Raw genomic sequence first — 17,014 nt, 5'->3', positions numbered from 1 at the left:
TGACGGTTGAGAAAGCATGCTACCGTCAGCATCGTGACCGATCCTGAGTTTCCCATCCTCGGAACCGAACCTCTCGTCGTGGAACTGGCCAACACCCTCTACGGCGACGAGGACTTCTTCCGGCACGCGGAGTGGATCGACGCCTGGTTCGCCCTGCTCGTTCCCGGGCACGGCCGGATGGGACATCACGCCGGCCGCGTCCGCGCCCTGCGCGACGGCATCCGCTGCCTGCTGTCGGCGGCCGCCGCCGGAGAGGCGCCCGCCCCCGACGCCGTCGAACTGGTCAACACCTTCGCCGCGGCCGCCCCCGCCTACCTGCGCCTCATCTGGCCCGCCGGCCAGGCACCCGCCGCCCGCTGGATCGACACCACCGGCGGCAGCACCGCCGCGCTCGGCCGCCTCGCCACCTGCTGCGTCGAGCTGCTGGCGGGACCGGACGCGGCCAGCCTGCGGCGCTGCGAGGGCCCGGGCTGCTCGCTGCTGTTCGTCAAGAACCATTCACGCCGCCGCTGGTGCCACCCCTCCTGCGGCCACCGGGACCGGCAGGCCAGGTACTACCGCCGCCACCTCACCACCGGAGGAAGCTGATGTTCACATGGCGCCCGCTGCGCGAGGGGGACTTCCCGCTGCTGGCGGAATGGCTCCGGCAGCGCACGTGGCCCGCTGGTGGAACCACGAGACCTCCGCGGAGGCGGTGGCCCGCGACTTCGGCGGCGTGATCAGGGGCGAGGAGCCGTCCGAGGACCTGCTGGTCTCCCGGTACGGCCGGCCGCTGGGCCTGTTCCAGCGCTCGCGCCTGGCGGACTACCCGGACTACCGGGCCGAGCTGGCGGCCATCGCCGAGGTCCCGGACGGCGCCCTGACGATCGACTACCTGATCGGCGATCCGCAGCAGGTGGGCAGGGGCATCGGCGCGGAGATGATCCGCCGCTTCGTCGAGCGCACCTGGGCCGAGCACCCGTCCGCCACCTGCATCGTGGTCCCCGTGGTCGCGGCCAACACGGCGTCGTGGCGCGCCCTGGAGAAGGCCGGGCTGCGCCGGGTCGGCGAGGGCGACCTGGAACCCGACAACCCGATCGACGCCCCCGCCCACTACGTTTACCGCACCGACCGTCCCACGGAGGCGCCATGACGCTCGCGGACACCGCCAAGGCGATCATCGACGAAGCCGTCGGCACCGCCGGCGAGCCGGGAACGCCGTGGGCCGCCCCGGTCTTCTCCGCCCACGCGGGCTACCGGGACTTCCTGTGGATCTCGGCCCCCGAGGCGGCGCGCTCCCGCAACCTCGCCGTACGTCCCGAGGCCGGCATCGTGATCTTCGACTCCGGGGTACGGCCCGGCGAAGGGCAGGCGGTGTACATGGCGGCCGAGGCCGGCGAGGAGACCGACCTGGCGAGCCGGCTGCGGCACTACCCGGGCGATCCGGCGCGGGGCACACCTGCCGTGACTCACCGCGTCATATGCCTGCCAGACATGTAAGCATGCACCAAACCCGGAAAGTGTGACCAGGTCAGCGAACTACGACATATATCTCCTAGACCTATTATGCTGACCGCATGGCACACGACGATCACCTGCCAGACCTGACCCCCACCGCGTGGGCGATTCTCGGCTTCCTGTCGTTGAAGGCGCAGTCCGGGTACGAGATCCTGCGGGCCGCCAAACGGTCGATGGAGGCGTTCTGGGGCATCAGCAACGGCCAGCTCTACCCCCAGCTGCGCCACCTGGCCGAGCAGGGCCTCATCCGGCCCGACGGTGAGGCGGAGGGGCCGCGCTCGCGTCAGCGGTGGGAGATCACCGACGCCGGCCGCGCCGCGCTGCGCGCCTGGCTGGAGTCGCTGTCCTCCCCCGTCCAGATCAGGGACGAGAACCTGGTCAAGCTCTTCTTCGCCGGCGCCGCCAGCCCGGACCTCGTCGGCCGCCTCCTCGAGGAACGCAAGAAGATCTTCTCCCAGTTCGAGAAGGTGATCGACGCGGTGCTGCCGGGCGACCAGCTGCCCGAGGCCGAGCAGGCCGCCTCGCTGGGTGCGCCGGAACTGCTGTTCCGCTACGGCAAGCACTTCACGAAGTCGACCATGCGCTGGATCGACCAGGAGGAGTCCCGCGTGCTCGAGTCCTTGCGCAAAAAGGACGAGGACGAGGAGCGTTCCTAGCTATGGTCGACCTCTTCGCTCCCCTCAGCCTGGCCTTCACCGCCTGGCTCGCCGCGATCGTGGCCAGGCGGGCCCTGGGCATCCCGGTCGGCTGGCCGCGCACGATCGTCGTCGGCATGCTCGTGACCAGCGCCATCGGGTCGGCCGTCACCTCCTTCTCCCAGTTCGCCGGCATCGTCGCCGACGACGGGATCACGGTCTCGATGCCGGCCACGGTCCTCGTCCTGAGCCTGGTGGTCGCGTGGGTGTTCGTCCTCGGCCTCACCGCCCTCGTGATGATGGAGGTGGTCGTCCCCACGGGCACGCTCCCGTCCCCGCTCGACCTGCTGAGAGGCTGGAAGGCCCGCCGCCGCCGCACCCGCCGCTACGCGCAGATCATGAAGATCGTGGTACGGCACGGCCTCGGCGGCTACCTGCGCGGCAGGCGCAGAACCGACCCCTACCAGGGCGCCGGCAAGATCGCCCGGTCGCTGCGGGCGGCGCTCAACGAGGGCGGCGTCACGTTCGTCAAGCTCGGCCAGATGCTCTCCACCCGGCGCGACCTGATCCCCGAGCAGTTCGCCGACCAGCTCGCGACCCTGCAGACCAGCGCCGAGCCCGAGCCGTGGCCCGAGATCGAGAAGGCCATCCGGACGGCCCTCGGCAAGCCGCTGGAGCAGGTGTTCGCCGTCGTGGACCCCGAGCCGATGGCGGCCGCCTCCGTCGCCCAGGTGCACGCCGCCACGCTGCTCGACGGCCGCGAGGTCGTGCTCAAGGTGCAGCGGCCGCGGGCCCGCGCGCAGGTCGCCGCCGACATGGAGATCATCCTGAGGCTCAGCCGCCGGCTGGAGCGCAGCACCCCGTGGGGCCGCTCGCTGCGGGTGTTCACGCTGGCCAAGGGGTTCGCGGCAGCGCTGGACGAGGAACTCGACTACACGGTCGAACTCGACAACCTGCGCAGCGTGGCGGCCACGCTCGACAGCGGCATCGCCGTACCCGAGGTCGTCGAGGAGCACTCCGGCGGCACGCTGCTGGTCATGACCCGGCTGCGGGGCACGCCCGTCGGCGCCGCCGGCGCCGTGCTGGCCGGGCTGAGCGTGGAGCGGCGCAAGGAGATGGCCCACCGGCTGCTCAGCGAGGTGCTGCGGCAGCAGGTCCGCACCGGGATCTTCCATGCCGACCTGCATCCGGGCAACGTCCTGGTCGACGCGGACGGCGGGCTCGGCCTGCTCGACTTCGGCTCCGTGGGCCGGCTCGACGACTCCACCAGGACCGCGCTCGGCATGTTGCTGCTGGCCGTGGACCGCGACGACGCGATCGCCGCGACCGACGCCCTGATCGAGCTGCTCGACCGGCCGCCCGGGCTGGCCGAGCGGGAGCTGGAGCGGCAGGTCGGCCAGCTCATGGTGCGCTATCGGACCGGGTACGGCCGCGGCGGGTCGACGGGCATGTTCGGCAGCCTGCTCAAGGTGGTGCACGACTACGGCTTCGCCGTACCGCCGCAGATCGCCGGCGCCTTCAGGGCGCTGGCCGCGCTCGACGGGACCCTCGCGCTGATCAGCCCGGACCTCGACATGTTCGGCGCGGCCCGCGAGCAGGGCCGCGCCCTCATGCGCGAGGCGGTCGAGCCGGGGGCGGTCCGGGCGAACCTGGAGGAACGACTGGCCGGCTACCTGCCGGTCCTCCAGCGGCTGCCGCGGCGGATCAACCACCTCGTCGAGGACCTGGAGCACGGCAGGCTCTCCGTCAACGTGCGGCCCCTGGCCGACGACGGCGACCGGCGATTCCTGACCGGGCTGGTGCAGCAGCTCGTCATCGCCGTGCTGGCCGGCAGCGCGACCCTGGGCTCGATCATCCTCATCGTGGCCGACGTCGGGCCGATGATCACGCCGAACATCCGGCTGCTGCCGGTCATCGGCGGCGTCCTGCTGCTGATCGGGTTCCTGCTGGCGCTGCGCTCGCTGGCCCTGGTCTTCCATCCGCGATCCGGCTGATCGCGGCGGGTCAGCCCGCCGCCCGCTCGACCTCCTCCAGCATGCGCCGCCGGTCGTCCGGCGTGATCATCCGCCCGCCGAGCACGACGGAGTGGACACGCCGGACGTTGCCGATGTCGGCCAGCGGGTCGCCGTCCAGCACCACCAGGTCGGCCAGCTTGCCCTCCTCGACGGTGCCGAGGTCGCCGAGCGTGCCCAGGAAGCGGGCGGCGTTGCGGGTGGCCGCCTGCAGGACCCGCATGGGCGGGATGCCCGCCTCGGCCATCAGCTCCATCTCCCGGTGCAGCCCGAAGCCGGGGACGGTGAGCGGGCTCGTGTCCGAGCCGGCGAGCAGGGGCACGCCCGCCTGGTCCATGACCTTGACGATCTCCAGCCGCCGCTGGAACAGCAGCCGCCGCTCCGCCCCTTCCTGGGCCTGCCTGCCGCCGGCGAACATGGTCTGGGTGATGTGCTCCCACATGGCGGGCCGGTCCCGCGGCAGGTACTTCAGGTCCGGGTCGCGCACCGAGATGATCGCCGGCTGGTCGACCGCCTCGTGCACGACCAGCGTCGGCGTGAAGTACGCGTCGTCGCCGATCAGGCTCTGGAAGACGCGGTCGGCCTTGTAGGGGTCGACGGTGTTGGCGCCCAGCCAGTCGGTCTCGTAGATCTCCCGCAGCCAGCTGGTGTAGTGGTCGGGCCCCTCCGTCTTGAGGTCGGCCTGGGCCTGCAGCAGCGCCGCGTCGTTGCGCGACAGCGCGGCGAACAGCGCGTGCACGTGCTCGAAGCTGCGCTGTCCCGCCGCGACGGCCTCGGCGATCGGGACCGCGTCGGGGATGTGCCCCGCGTACGGCAGGCCGGCCTTGCCCGCCTCGTCGGCGATGGCGAAGTACGACTCCCTGCTGAGCCGGGAGTACACCTTGATGAAGTCGGCGCCCTCCTTGGCGGCCAGCCGTACCTGGGCCCGGGCCTGCCCGGCGTCGGCGACCTCGACCCAGAAGGGAGCGGGCATCTGCGTCCACAACGTGGGCGACCCATCGATGATCTTGCTGCCGATCGTCATCCGCGGACCCTGCATCAGCCCGCTGCCGATCTTGCGCCGCCACTCGTGGTGGAAGGGCAGCCCCGCCATCTCCCGGACGGTGGTCACCCCGGCGGCCAGGTACAGCTTGAGCACGTCCCCCGGCATGTCCTCCAGGTGGACGTGCATGTCGGCCAGGCCGGGGATGACGTGCTTGCCGGTCAGGTCCACGACGTCCGCGTCTTCGGGGATGGGGACGCCGGCTCCTATGGCGGTGATCCGGCCGTCCCTGATGAGGATGGTCTGCCCGGGCTTCGGGGCGGCGCCGGTCGCGTCGATGACGGTGACATGGGTCAAGGCATAGTTCATGCCTGGCACGATGCTCGGGGGCGCTGACCGGCCGCCTACCACGCGCTGACGGTGACCGGTCAGCCCTGACGTTTCACGGGGATACGTCGTCGGAACGAGGACGGCGGAACCGACAAGGCGAGGCGGCACCATGACCACCCCATCCGAGCCAGAGCTGAGCACGATCATGAGCGAGCGGCGCCAGCTGATCAACCTGGCGTACCGGCTCCTGGGCTCGCTGGCCGACGCCGAGGACGCCGTGCAGGAGACGTACGCCCGCTGGTACGCCATGCCGCCCGCCGCACGGGCCGGCATCGGCTCCCCCGGCGCCTGGCTGACCCGAGTCGCCGGCCGGATCTGCCTGGACCTGCTCGGCTCGGCCCGCGCCCGGCGCGAACGCTACGTGGGCGAATGGATCCCGGAACCGCTGCCCGACCCCGCGGACGATCCGGCCGATCGGGTCACTCTCGACGAGTCGGTCAGCATGGCCTTCCTCGTCGTGCTGGAGTCGATGACCCCGGCCGAGCGGGTGGCGTTCATCCTGCACGACGTCTTCCGCTACCCCTTCGCCGAAGTGGCCGAGATCGTCGGCCGGACCCCGGCGGCCTGCCGCCAGCTCGCCTCCTCGGCGCGGCGCCGCATCGGCGCCGCGCACGTCCCCGCGGCCCCGCCGCCCCGGCAGGCGGGCCTCGTCAGGGACTTCAAGAAGGCTTGGGAGGCGAAGGACGTCCAGGCCCTCGTCGTCCTCCTCGACCCGGACGTCACGGCGGTCGCCGACGGCGGCGGCCTGGTCCCCGCGCGGCTCGACCCGGTCCACGGGGACGACCTGGTCGCGCGCTACATGGTGAGCATCGCCTCCAGGACGGCCGGCCTGACGCTCCTGGAGCGCAGCGTCAACGGCCGGCCCGGGCTGGCGGCCGAGCATGAGGGCGCCATCGTGCTGGTGATGGCCTTCGACGTCGAAGACGACCGGATCAAGCGCATCTGGGCCGTCCGGAACCCGGAGAAGCTCCGCCCCTGGACGCTCAGCTGACCTTGAGGGCCACGCGCCGGCCGCGCCTCCTTCACGTAGCGCGGCTGGGCGGTGGCGATGTCCTTCCAGGCCGGCGGCGTCTCGTGCGGCTGCCCGCTCCGCCGGCCCACCGTGTGCAGGATGAGGACGTCCATGCCCATGAAGGTGCCGCGCCCGCGCCTGACCTTGCGGTTCATCCGGGCGTTCATCCTGTGCTGCATCCAGCGTGAGAACGCCCCGGGTCCCTGCTTGCCGCCGGCCATGAGTTCCTCCAGTCGCTTCGTCCCCGGTCCCCGGGGGCGTGACTCCATCACAGCGGGACGGACTTGCAAGGACGCCGCGAATGGGACACCGTGGGACAGCTAGATCGGGGTTGAACAGGGGTTACCCGCCGAAGAGAGTTTCTTCCGCGGCGGGACGGAAAGCGGAGGAAACGGTGGTCGCACCACACGGCACGGCGAAAACGGACCCCCAGGACGACCTGGCCACTCGCCTGCGCCTGATCCAGGAGCTGTCCGGCCTCGGCGTACGCGCACTCGCCCGCGACACGGGCCTCAGCTCGTCGTCGTTGTCGCGCTACCTCAGCGGCCAGTCGGTGCCGCCCTGGCCCGCGGTGATCGCGCTGTGCCGCCTGGTCAAGCGCGACCCGCGTCCCCTGCGCCCCATCTGGGAGCGGGCCTCGAACCCCCTGCCGGCGCCGCCGAAGACCAGCCGCCAGGTCATCCCGCCGTCCCCGCCCGCCTCGGCCCCCCGCCCGCCGCGCAACGACCTGCCCCGCGACGTGCCCGACTTCACCGGCCGCGAGGCCGCGCTCGCCACCGTGCTCGCCGCGGTGGAGACCAGCCGGGTGGTGGCCGTGGACGGCATGGCGGGCGTCGGCAAGACCTGCCTGGCGGTGCACGCCGCCCACGAGCTGACGGCCGCCTACCCTGACGCCCAGCTCTACCTGGACCTGCACGGCTTCACCGACGGGCGGCCGCCGCTCGGCCCCGACCCCGCGCTGCGGACCCTGCTCGCCGCGCTCGACGTCCCCTCGGAGAAGATCCCGCAGGAGGGCGGCATCGAGCCGCTGGCCGCGTGCTGGCGGGCGGAGCTGGCCACCCGCCGGGCCGTCGTGGTGCTCGACAACGTCGCCGACGCCGAGCAGGTCCGCCCGCTGCTGCCCGGCGCCGGCCCGTCCGTCGCCCTGATCACCAGCCGCAACCGGCTGCTGGGCCTGGAGGAGGTGCCGCCGGTCTCGCTGGACGTCCTGTCCCCGGAGGAGAGCGCGCAGCTGCTGGCCCGCGCCAGCGGCGACCCCACCGGGCCCGACGGCCGGCTGGCCCGCGACCCGGAGGCCGCGGCCGAGGTCCTGCGCCTGTGCGGCCATCTGCCGCTGGCGCTCCGGCTGGCCGCCGCCCGCCTGCGGCACCGGCCGGGCTGGACCGTGGGCATCCTGGTCGAGCGGATGGCCGAGGGCGCCAGCGAGTTCGACACCGCCTTCGCCATGTCCGTGCGGCAGCTGGACCGGGCCCAGCGGCGGTTGTTCCGGCTGCTGGGGCTGCTGTCGGGCTCGTCGTTCGACGAGTACGTGGTGGCGGCGCTGGCCGGGGTGCCGCTGCGCGACGCCCGGGCGTACCTGGAGGACCTGCTCGACGCCCACCTCGTCCAGCAGCCGGCCGCCGGTCGCTACACCCTGCACGACCTGGTCCATCAGCACGCCCGCCGTACCACGGTCGAGCAGGACTCGCCGGCCGAGCGGGAGCAGGCGCTGAGCCGGGTGCTCGACTACTACGTGCACGCGGCGGCCGCCGCCGACGCCGCGATGCCGTTCCTGTCGCCCAGCCGGGCCGTCTCCGCGGGCCCGCCGCCCGCCGAGCTGCCGGTGTTCACCAGCAAGTACTCGGCGCTGCTGTGGTTCGCCTCCGAGTACACGAACCTCATGGGGATCTTCGAGGCGGCGGTGGCCACCGGAGCCGACGCGCACGTGTGCGAGCTGCCGCGCTTCATGCGGGCGTTCTTCGCGCGCCGCTGCGGCACGACCCATCTCAACGTCCTGTTCGAGCGCTCCCTGGCCGCCGCGCGGCGCCTGGGCGATCCGGTGAACCTGGCCGAGGCGCACAGCGACCTGGGCTTCGCCCGCTACAACGCCGGGCGGATGGCCGAGGCCGGCGCCGAGTACGCGGCCGCCGTGCCCCTGGTGTCCCAGACCGGAGACGCCAGGTCGGCGGCGGAGCTGACCATGCGCCGCGGCTACCTGCGCTGGGACGAGGGGTACGTCGAGGAGCCGCTCGGCCTCTTCCGGGAGGCCGGGCAGCTCTACGCCGACGCGGGCTATCACCTGGGTACGGCATATGCCACCGCCTACGAGGCGTGGGCCACGCTGCAACTGGGCAACCGCGAGCAGGCGGCGCTCCTGGCCCGCCGGGCGCTGGACATCCAGGACTCCGACCCCGCGGGCGCCCCCACGCTGACGGCCCGGATCACCCTCGGCGTGGCGATCGCCCGCGAGCAGCCCGAGGAGGCCGTCGAGCACCTGAACCAGGCGCTGGCCCTGGCCCGCGAGGACGGCCACAGGCACAACGAGGCATGGTGCCTGAACTGCCTGGGTGTCGCGCTGCGCCAGATGGGCCGCTACGAGGAGGCGCTGGACAGCCACCGGCAGGCGTTCGCGCTGATGGACGAGCTGTTCGTGGAGCACTGGAAGATCCACTTCCTCAACGGCTACGCCGAGACCTGCCGCCTGGCGGGCCTGCCCGAGGAGGCGCTGCGGCTGCACCGGGAGACGCTGGAGCTGGCGCCGAAGCTGGGCAACCGGCACGCGGAGGCGCAGGCCCACGAGGGGATCGCCGCCGTGCTCGACGAGAGCGACCCGGCCGCGGCCACCGGGCACCGCGAGGCGGGCCAGGCCATCCTGCGCGAACTCGAGCCGCTGACCTGATCACACCGGCCGGGCGGGGCCCGGCGCGCGGCGGGGCCCGGCGCGGCCGGAAGTAGGATTTCCTGCGATGGGAGGTGACGCGGTGCGACGGATCGTGTTCGTCGGGCTGGGCGACGTCGAGGTCGTGCGCCGCGTCCTGTCCGACCTCCTGCTCGCCCCGGAGCTGCGCGGCGAGCTGGAGATCGTCCTGCACGACGCCGACCCCGGGCTGCTCGCGACCGCCGAGGCGCTGGTCAAGTCGCTCGACGCCGAGGCGGACGGGCGGGCCTCGATCGTCGCCGCCCCCGACCGCCGGCGCGCTCTGGACGGCGCCGCGTTCGTGGTCGCCAACGTCGACGTGGGCGGGTTCGAGGCGACGCTGAAGGACTTCGAGATCCCCCACCGCTACGGCCTGCGCCAGACGATCGGCGACACCATCGGCGTCGGCGGCATCTTCCGCGGCCTGCGCAGCATCCCGGTCTTCGTCGAGCTGGGCCGCGAGATGGCCCGGCGCTGCCCGGAGGCGTGGCTGCTGAGCGTCAGCGACCCGATGGCGATGACGGGGCTGGCGGTCCAGCTCGGCACGGACTTCACCCGCTTCGCCGGATCGTGCCACGCGGTCTGCGACACCCACATCTACCTGGCCGACCTGGTGGGCCGGGAGCTGGAGGAGGTCGCGTTCCGTACGGCCGGCCTCAACCACCAGTCGTTCGTCCTGCGCTTCGAGGCCGGGGGCCGGTCGCTCTACCCCGACCTCGACGAGGCCCTGGCCGGCGACGACGAGCACGTGCGCGTGGAGATCTACCGGCGTTTCGGCTATTTCCCGACCCAGTCGAGCGAGCACGCCGCCGAGTACTTCCCGTGGTTCATGCGTCACCAGGGCGAGACCAGCCGGCTGAACGTCCAGGCGGAGGAGTATCTCCGGCGCAGCGGCCAGAGCCTGCACCGCTACGAGGAGACCCGGCGCGCGCTGTCGGCGGGCCGTTCCCTGCTGGTCAGGTGGCAGCATCAGGAGCCCGCCTCGGTGGCGCTGCTGGCGATGCTGACCGGCCGCCCCAAGGAGGTCTACGTCAACGTCGCCAACGACGGGCTCATCGCCAACCTGCCGCGCGAGGCGTGCGTGGAGGTGCCCGCCCGCGTCGACGCCTCGGGCATCCACCCGGAGCGCGTCGGCGAGCTGCCGATCCAGCTCGTCGCGCTCAACCGCACCTTCCTCAACGTCGTCGAGCTGACCGTGCGCGCGGTGCTCGCCGGTGAGCGCAGGCACGTGCTGCACGCGGCCATGGTCGATCCCAACACCGCGGCCACGCTGCCGCTGCCGGCGATCGAGGCCATGTGCGGCGAGCTGATCGCCGCCCATGGCGACCTGCTGCCGGAGGGGATCCGCCGGTGACCGAGTCGATGCCCACCGAGGTGCGGCGGGAGCGCATGCTCGGGCTGCTGGTGGAGCAGGAGTTCGCCCGGGTGGCCGAACTGGCCGACGCCTTCGGGGTCTCGACGGTGACCGTGCGGGCCGACCTCGACGCGCTGGAGGAGCAGGGCAAGGTGCGCCGGGTGCGGGGCGGCGCGGTGGCGGCGGGGCCGGTGGCGCCCGCCGGTGAGCCGTCCTTCGAGCTGTCGCTCGGCACCGCCGCCGTGGAGAAGGCGCGCATCGCCAAGGTCGCCGCCGCGATGGTGCGCTCGGGCGAGAGCGTGCTCATGGGCGCGGGCAGCACGACCGCCTACGTCGCCAGGGAACTCGTCGCCCGGCACGACCTGACCGACGTCACCGTCTTCACCAACGGCCTGCGCACCGCCCTGGAGCTGGAGCCCGCGCTGCCGCGCTTCGCCGTCGTGGTGACCGGCGGCAGCCTGCGCCGCGCCCAGCACTCGCTGGTCGATCCGCTGGGCGGCAAGCTGCTGGAGGGCATCAGGGCCGCCACCGTCTTCCTCGGCTGCGGCGGCGTGCACCCGGACGCCGGGTTCACCAACGTCAACCTGCCGGACGCCGAGATGAAGCAGCGCATGCTGCGGGCCGCCGCCCGGCGGATCGTGGTGGCCGACTCGGCCAAGCTGGGCGTCGTCGAGATGGCGCCGATCTGCGAGCTGGCCGGCGCCGACCTGCTCATCACCGGTGAGCAGGCCGACCCCGAGGTCCTCAAGGCGCTGCGGGAGCGCGGGCTAGAGATCCAGCTGGCGTAGCGGCTCGGGCAGCAGGTCCCAGTGCGCCTTGGTCAGGTCGTCGGCCATGCGCCAGATGTCGTCCAGGGTCAGGGTGGCCGAGGTGTTCGGATCGACCATGAGCGCCTGCCGTACGTGCTCGGGCCTGCCCTCCAGCGCGGCGCGGACGGTGAGCTCGCCGACGCTGACGTAGGCGCGGTTGAGCGCCGCGCACTGCGGCGGCAGCGCGCCGACGCGCGTGGGCCGCACGCCGGTCGCGTCGGCCACGCACGGCACCTCGACCACGCAGCCGGCGGGGAGGTTGGTGATCAGGCCGTCGTTGACCACGTTGCCGTAGATCACACGCGGGGTGCCGGTGACCATGCTGTGGATGATCTGGGGTGCGTACTCGTTCGTGCCCTCGGCCTCGAGCCGGCGGCCCTGCCGTACGGCCTCGCGGGTGCGCCGGTACTCGCGCAGGTTCTCCTCGCTGACGCGCACGTACTCGTCCACGGGGATGCGCAGCCGGGCGATCTCGCTGTCGTGGCGCAGCAGCCAGGGCAGGTATTCGGCGGAGTGCTCGCTGGTCTCGGTCGGGTAGTAGCCGAACCGGCGGAACATGTCCACGCGCACCCGGCGCCGCAGCTCGGGGTCGCCGGTGTCGAGCCGGTCGTAGAGGTTCTCGCCGTCGCGTTCGAAGCGCAGCACCCACGCCTGGTGGTTGACGCCCGCCGCGAGATAGGAGACCTCCGGGTACGGCACGCGGACGAGGTCGGCGAGGCCCCGCATGGTCCAGTAGACCGAGTGGCAGAGGCCCACGACGTTCCTGACCTTGCCGGACAGGTACCAGACGTTCATGGCCATGGGGTTGGTGTAGTTCAGCAGCCAGGCGTCGGGGCAGACCGCCGCCATGTCCGCGGCCAGCGCGTCGAGGACGGGGAAGGTGCGCAGCGCGCGGAAGACGCCGCCGGCGCCGATGGTGTCGGCGATCGTCTGGCGCAGGCCGTAGCGGGCGGGGATCTCGAAGTCGGCGAGCGTGGCCCGGTGGCCGCCGACCTGGATCATGTTGATGACGAAGTCGGCTCCGTCCAGCGCGGCCTTGCGCTCGGGCGAGGCGGTGAGGTTCGTGACGCCGAGCTTCCGGGCGACGGCTTCGGCGACCTCCAGGCGTTCCGGGTCGATGTCGTGCAGAGCGATGCGGGCCTGGCGCAGCTCCGGGTAGGCCATCAGGTCGGTGAGCAGGCCCTGCGTGAAGACGACGCTGCCCGCGCCGATGAAAGCGATCTTCATGAGGTGGCTTCCTCCCAGGTGGCCTGTGCCGCCGTGCCCCCTGCGGCTCGGGTGGACAACGTTCCCGCCCGGACGGCGACCTCCAGGCTGCGCCGTACGTCGAGGCCCTTCGCGCGGGCGGCCAGGAAGCCGGCGTTGAAGCTGTCGCCGGCGCCCACCGCGTCCACGACCGCGGCCGGGACGGCGGGGACCCGCACGAGCTCGCCGTCGGCGTAGGCCAGGGCGCCGTCGGCGCCGCACTTGATGACCGGGGTGGTGCCGCGGGCGGCCAGTTCGCGGGCGGCGCGTCCGAGGTCGGTGTGGCCGGTGAGGTGCCGCGCCTCGCGGTCGTTCGGCAGGAAGTAGTCGGTGACCGCGAGCACGTCGTCCAGGCCCTTCCACGCGCCGGAGGGGTCGTCGTTGGTGTCGAGCGAGGTGGTGGCGTCGGTGCTCTGGAAGTAGGCGGCGAGGCCGTCGGCCAGGCGGGGGTGCAGGAAGTACGACGAGACGTGCACGTGAGCCGAGCGGACGGTGACACCCGTGGTGATGTCGGCACCGGTCAGCCGGTCCAGGCAGCCGGGCGCGGTGAGGATGGCCCGGTCGTCGCCGTCGGTGAGCACCACGGTGAGGGCGGTGTCGGCGCCCGGCTCCACCACGCATCCCGAGACGTCGACGTTGCGCTGGGTCAGCTCGCCCAGGACGAACCAGCCGGCCGCGTCGTCGCCCACCCGGCCGGTGAACGCGGTGCGCAGGCCCAGCCGGGCGGCGCCGCAGGCGGTGATCGCGCCGGAGCCGCCGAGGGTGAGCCGCCCCGCCTCGACGAGCTGCTCGCGCTGGCCGAAGGCGGGCGCTCTGGGCGCGCCGGCCACGATCACGTCGGGATTGGCGTCACCGACGACGAGAAGGTCGAAGTCCATGCCCTGGACCCTCGCAGCGCCTTCGATAACTTGTCAAGACTTTCGTTTCTACGGCCTATTGACAAGGTTTCGAAAGTAGCCATGATGGGCTGCAACGCGTTTCCGCCTGGAGGTCCAATGACGTCGACGCTGGTACGGCGGGCGCCCGCCAAGCATCTCCCGCCACCTGTCCGCAAGCGCGGCGACGGCCGGCTCGCCCTGATCTTCCTGACACCCGTGCTGATCGGGTTCGGCCTGTTCTACGTGTATCCCGCGGCCCGGGGCGCCTGGGTGTCGCTGACCGACTGGAACATGCTGTCCGAGCCGTCGTTCGTCGGGCTGGACAACTACGAGCGGCTGATCGGGGACCCGCTGTTCTGGAACGCGCTGAAGGTCACCGGGCTCTACGTGGTCATGACCGTGACCGTGCAGCTGGGCCTCGGGCTGCTGCTCGCGGCGCTGCTGCACCGGCTGACCCGGTCGCTGGTGCTCCGGACGCTGCTACTGGTCCCCTGGCTGGTGCCGGGCGTCACCACGGCGCTGCTGTGGATGTGGCTGCTGGACGCCAACCTCGGCTTCGTCAACCACCTGCTCACCGGCGTGGGGCTGGGCAACCAGGGCTTCCTGACCTCGCCGGACCTCGCGCTGCCGAGCGTCTCGGTCATCAACTCCTGGAGCGGCACCGGGTACACCGCGCTGCTGCTGTACGCCGGGATGCTGCTGATCCCCAAGCACGTCTACGAGGCCAGCGCGCTCGACGGCGCCGGGGAGATCCGGCTGTTCTTCCAGATCACGCTGCCGCTGCTGCGGCCGATCCTGGCCTTCGTGCTGGTGGTGTCGCTGATCTCGGCCGTGCAGGTGTTCGACACGGTCGCGGTGGGCACCAAACCGGCCGGCGGGCCGGTCAACGCGACGCGGGTGATCTACCTCTACATCTACCAGCGGGCGTTCACGAACTTCCAGATGGGCTACGCCTCGGCCATGGCGCTGAGCCTGGTGCTCATCCTCGGCGTCCTGACCTTCGTCCAGATGCGGCTGCTGCGCGCCTCGACGTCGGACCTCGCGTGAAGCGGGCCCTGGGCTGGGCGTGCCTGATCGCCGCGGTGATCGTCTCGTTGTTCCCGCTGTACTGGATGGTCCGCACGGCGATCACGCCCGGGCGGGAGTTGCCGATGGACAACGCCTCCCTTTTCCCGACAAATCCGACTTTGTTGAATTTTGAGAGGGTGCTGGGGCTGGTCAGCCCGGAGGAGGCGCGGGCGGCCGGCGGATCCGGGGCGGAGCTGGACTTCTTCCGCTATCTGGGGAACTCCATGGTCTACACCGGCCTCGTCACGGTCTGCCAGACCCTGTTCTGCGCCATGGCCGGCTACGCCTTCGCCCGGCTGCGCTTCCCCGGCCGCGACGCGTTGTTCGGCCTGTTCGTCGGCGCGCTGATGGTGCCGCCGATCTTCACGCTGCTGCCCAACTTCGTGCTGGTCAAGGACCTCGGCCTGATCGACAGCCTGGCGGGCCTGGCCGGGCCCACGCTGCTGATGACGCCGTTCGCGGTGTTCTTCCTGCGCCAGTTCTTCCTCGGCTTCCCGCGCGAGGTCGAGCAGGCCGCGCTGATCGACGGGGCGTCCAAGTGGGCGATCTTCTGGCGGGTCGTGCTCCCGATGACCAAGGGCCCGCTGTTCACGCTGGCGCTCACCACCGCCGTCTGGACCTGGAACGACTACCTGTGGCCGCTGCTGGTCACGCCCGGCGAGGAGGGCCGGGTGCTGACGGCCGCCCTCGGCGTCTTCCTCAAACAGTCGCCGAACACCCACCCGGACTGGACCGGCCTCATGGCGGGCTCGGTGCTGTCGGTGATCCCCGTGCTGCTGCTCGTCGCCTTCTTCGGCCGCCGCCTGGTGGATTCGATCCAGTTCACCGGAATGAAGGGATAAATCATGAAGAGAGGGCTTTTGGTGCTTCTGCTGCTCGCCGCCGGATGCGGCAGCGGCGGGCAGAGCTCGGGTGGCGTCACCCTCACCTACGGCCTCTGGGACGACCTCCAGCAGCCCGCCTACCAGAAGTGCGCGGACGCCTTCACCAAGGCCAACCCCGGGATCACCGTCAAGATCTCGCAGCACGCCTGGGACCAGTACTGGCAGAACCTCACCACCCAGATGGTCGCCGGCGGCGCCCCCGACGTCATCACCATGCAGGCGTCGTACTACCCGCAGTTCGCCGCCAACGGCCAGCTCATGGACCTTCAGCCGCTGGCCGAGGCCGACAAGGTGGACCTGTCGATCTACCGGCCGGGCCTCGCCGAGGCGTGGGTGAAGGACGGCCGGCGGTACGGCCTGCCCAAGGACTGGGACACGATGGCCGTCGTCTACAACAGGGAACTGGCCGAGAAGGCCGGCGTCGACCTGTCGGACCTGACCTGGAACCCGGCCGACGGGGGCACGTTCGAGAAGGCCATCGCCCGGCTGACCGTGGACAAGAACGGCAAACGCGGCGACGAACCGGGCTTCGACAAGACCGAGGTCGCGGTCCACGGCATCGTCCCCGAGCTCAACGACGGCTCCCAGGGGCAGAACTCCTGGGGCAACCTGGCCGTCTCCAACGGGTTCTCCTTCATCGACAAGAACCCGTTCGGCACCAGGTACTTCTACGACAGCCCGAAGCTGGCCGAGACCGCGGCCTGGTTCCGGCGGCTGATCGAGAAGGGGTATGCGCCGCCGTACGACAAGACCAGCTCGCTCGGGGTGGACGCGGTCCTGGACGCCGGCAAGGGCGCGCTCGGGATGACCGGCTCGTGGATGATCACCACCTATCTGGGGTCCAAGGAGCAGAAGTTCGCCTTCGCGCCGCTGCCGAAGGGGCCGCAGGGCCGCAAGACCGCGTTCAACGGCCTGGCCGACACGATCTACTCCGGCACCAAGCACAAGGACGCCGCCTGGAAGTGGGTGAAGTTCCTCGGCTCGCCCGCCTGCCAGGACATCGTCGCCGAGAGCGCGGTCGTCTTCCCCGCGATCACCCCGTCGGCCGCCAAGGCGCTCAAGGCCCACGAGGCCGCGGGGCGCGACGTCAAGCTCTTCGTCGAGCAGGCCGACGACCCGGACGCCCTCTACCTGCTGCCGGTCAGCGACCACGCCGACCAGATCAACGAGATCGTCTCCACCGCGCTCGAGGAGGTATGGCTCGGCGAGAAGCCCGCCGCCGACGCCCTCACCACCGCCAACACCCAGGTCAACGCCCTCTTCGGAACGGGCTGACGACGGCGAGGGACCTCGATTTCCCGCGCGTGCCCGGCGAAGATCCCTTCATGGCGTACGGCACGGCACGGGCGGCA

At 71.8% G+C, this 17,014-nt stretch carries 15 protein-coding genes; 12 read left to right on the top strand and 3 right to left on the bottom strand.

The genetic code is table 11. The features are described from left to right. Positions 1–33: 33 nt before the first annotated feature. The 5 genes from FVE25_RS04375 (at position 34) to FVE25_RS04355 (ending at position 4,126) form a co-directional block, all read left to right on the top strand. A complete protein-coding gene (locus FVE25_RS04375) occupies positions 34–588 on the top strand; it encodes a CGNR zinc finger domain-containing protein (RefSeq protein ID WP_181019439.1) in 555 nt (184 codons plus the stop codon). Between the two features lie 49 nt (positions 589–637). Then, complete coding sequence (locus FVE25_RS04370; RefSeq protein ID WP_219825297.1) at positions 638–1,132, top strand: GNAT family N-acetyltransferase; 495 nt, start codon at positions 638–640, stop codon at positions 1,130–1,132. Continuing rightward, positions 1,129–1,479, top strand: a complete 351-nt coding sequence (locus FVE25_RS04365; protein WP_157245042.1) for a pyridoxamine 5'-phosphate oxidase family protein — start codon at positions 1,129–1,131, stop codon at positions 1,477–1,479. The genes FVE25_RS04370 and FVE25_RS04365 overlap by 4 nt, the downstream gene beginning before the upstream one ends. A gap of 77 nt (positions 1,480–1,556) precedes the next feature. After that, positions 1,557–2,153, top strand: a complete 597-nt coding sequence (locus FVE25_RS04360) for a PadR family transcriptional regulator (protein WP_157245041.1) — start codon at positions 1,557–1,559, stop codon at positions 2,151–2,153. Between the two features lie 2 nt (positions 2,154–2,155). Further along, positions 2,156–4,126: an ABC1 kinase family protein gene (locus tag FVE25_RS04355; protein WP_157245040.1), complete on the top strand. Its 1,971-nt coding sequence runs from the start codon at positions 2,156–2,158 to the stop codon at positions 4,124–4,126. A 10-nt stretch (positions 4,127–4,136) separates the two neighbouring features. Here FVE25_RS04355 and FVE25_RS04350 read toward each other — a convergent pair whose 3' ends face one another. After that, positions 4,137–5,495 carry an amidohydrolase family protein gene (locus FVE25_RS04350; protein WP_157245039.1) on the bottom strand — a complete coding sequence of 453 codons (1,359 nt, stop codon included), beginning with the start codon at positions 5,493–5,495 and terminating at the stop codon, positions 4,137–4,139. A 130-nt stretch (positions 5,496–5,625) separates the two neighbouring features. Here FVE25_RS04350 and sigJ point away from each other — a divergent pair, with 130 nt between their 5' ends. From sigJ to FVE25_RS04325, 4 genes are all read left to right on the top strand, one after another. Beyond that, positions 5,626–6,507, top strand: a complete 882-nt coding sequence (sigJ, locus tag FVE25_RS04345; RefSeq protein ID WP_157245038.1) for an RNA polymerase sigma factor SigJ — start codon at positions 5,626–5,628, stop codon at positions 6,505–6,507. 415 nt (positions 6,508–6,922) lie between these two features. Beyond that, positions 6,923–9,406 carry a tetratricopeptide repeat protein gene (locus FVE25_RS04335; RefSeq protein WP_246266605.1) on the top strand — a complete coding sequence of 828 codons (2,484 nt, stop codon included), beginning with the start codon at positions 6,923–6,925 and terminating at the stop codon, positions 9,404–9,406. 82 nt (positions 9,407–9,488) lie between these two features. Further along, positions 9,489–10,778 carry a family 4 glycosyl hydrolase gene (locus FVE25_RS04330; protein ID WP_219825296.1) on the top strand — a complete coding sequence of 430 codons (1,290 nt, stop codon included), beginning with the start codon at positions 9,489–9,491 and terminating at the stop codon, positions 10,776–10,778. After that, on the top strand, positions 10,775–11,566 hold the full coding sequence (locus tag FVE25_RS04325) for a DeoR/GlpR family DNA-binding transcription regulator (RefSeq protein WP_157245035.1): 792 nt from the start codon (positions 10,775–10,777) through the stop codon (positions 11,564–11,566). The genes FVE25_RS04330 and FVE25_RS04325 overlap by 4 nt, the downstream gene beginning before the upstream one ends. Here FVE25_RS04325 and melA read toward each other — a convergent pair. Continuing rightward, a complete protein-coding gene (gene melA, locus FVE25_RS04320; RefSeq protein WP_157245034.1) occupies positions 11,546–12,814 on the bottom strand; it encodes an alpha-glucosidase/alpha-galactosidase in 1,269 nt (422 codons plus the stop codon). The genes FVE25_RS04325 and melA overlap by 21 nt on opposite strands. Then, on the bottom strand, positions 12,811–13,710 hold the full coding sequence (locus FVE25_RS04315; RefSeq protein ID WP_157245033.1) for a carbohydrate kinase family protein: 900 nt from the start codon (positions 13,708–13,710) through the stop codon (positions 12,811–12,813). Before FVE25_RS04315 ends, melA begins: the two co-directional genes overlap by 4 nt. Positions 13,711–13,827: 117 nt before the next feature. Between FVE25_RS04315 and FVE25_RS04310 the strand changes: the two genes are divergently transcribed. The 3 genes from FVE25_RS04310 to FVE25_RS04300 are packed head-to-tail and all read left to right on the top strand — an operon-like array spanning position 13,828 to position 16,937. Beyond that, complete coding sequence (locus FVE25_RS04310; protein ID WP_157245032.1) at positions 13,828–14,757, top strand: carbohydrate ABC transporter permease; 930 nt, start codon at positions 13,828–13,830, stop codon at positions 14,755–14,757. Next, entirely contained in the window at positions 14,754–15,620 is an 867-nt protein-coding gene (locus FVE25_RS04305) for a carbohydrate ABC transporter permease (RefSeq protein WP_219825295.1), read from the top strand. Before FVE25_RS04310 ends, FVE25_RS04305 begins: the two co-directional genes overlap by 4 nt. Before the next feature lie 3 nt (positions 15,621–15,623). Beyond that, positions 15,624–16,937 carry an ABC transporter substrate-binding protein gene (locus FVE25_RS04300; RefSeq protein WP_157245031.1) on the top strand — a complete coding sequence of 438 codons (1,314 nt, stop codon included), beginning with the start codon at positions 15,624–15,626 and terminating at the stop codon, positions 16,935–16,937. Positions 16,938–17,014 lie beyond the last annotated feature (77 nt).

It is taken from the genome of Nonomuraea typhae, from assembly GCF_009760925.1.
Classification (GTDB): Bacteria; Actinomycetota; Actinomycetes; order Streptosporangiales; family Streptosporangiaceae; genus Nonomuraea; species Nonomuraea typhae.
Note: the sequence above shows the minus strand (reverse complement) of the source record. Positions and strands in the feature narration are given on the sequence as shown.

Coding starts and splice junctions, on each gene's coding strand:
- FVE25_RS04370 (WP_219825297.1), top strand. CDS start 638: ATGGCTCCGGCAGCGCACGTGGCCCGCTGGTGGAACCACGAGACCTCC.
- FVE25_RS04365 (WP_157245042.1), top strand. CDS start 1,129: ATGACGCTCGCGGACACCGCCAAGGCGATCATCGACGAAGCCGTCGGC.
- FVE25_RS04360 (WP_157245041.1), top strand. CDS start 1,557: ATGGCACACGACGATCACCTGCCAGACCTGACCCCCACCGCGTGGGCG.
- FVE25_RS04355 (WP_157245040.1), top strand. CDS start 2,156: ATGGTCGACCTCTTCGCTCCCCTCAGCCTGGCCTTCACCGCCTGGCTC.
- FVE25_RS04350 (WP_157245039.1), bottom strand. CDS start 5,495: ATGAACTATGCCTTGACCCATGTCACCGTCATCGACGCGACCGGCGCC.
- sigJ (WP_157245038.1), top strand. CDS start 5,626: ATGACCACCCCATCCGAGCCAGAGCTGAGCACGATCATGAGCGAGCGG.
- melA (WP_157245034.1), bottom strand. CDS start 12,814: ATGAAGATCGCTTTCATCGGCGCGGGCAGCGTCGTCTTCACGCAGGGC.
- FVE25_RS04315 (WP_157245033.1), bottom strand. CDS start 13,710: ATGGACTTCGACCTTCTCGTCGTCGGTGACGCCAATCCCGACGTGATC.
- FVE25_RS04310 (WP_157245032.1), top strand. CDS start 13,828: ATGACGTCGACGCTGGTACGGCGGGCGCCCGCCAAGCATCTCCCGCCA.
- FVE25_RS04300 (WP_157245031.1), top strand. CDS start 15,624: ATGAAGAGAGGGCTTTTGGTGCTTCTGCTGCTCGCCGCCGGATGCGGC.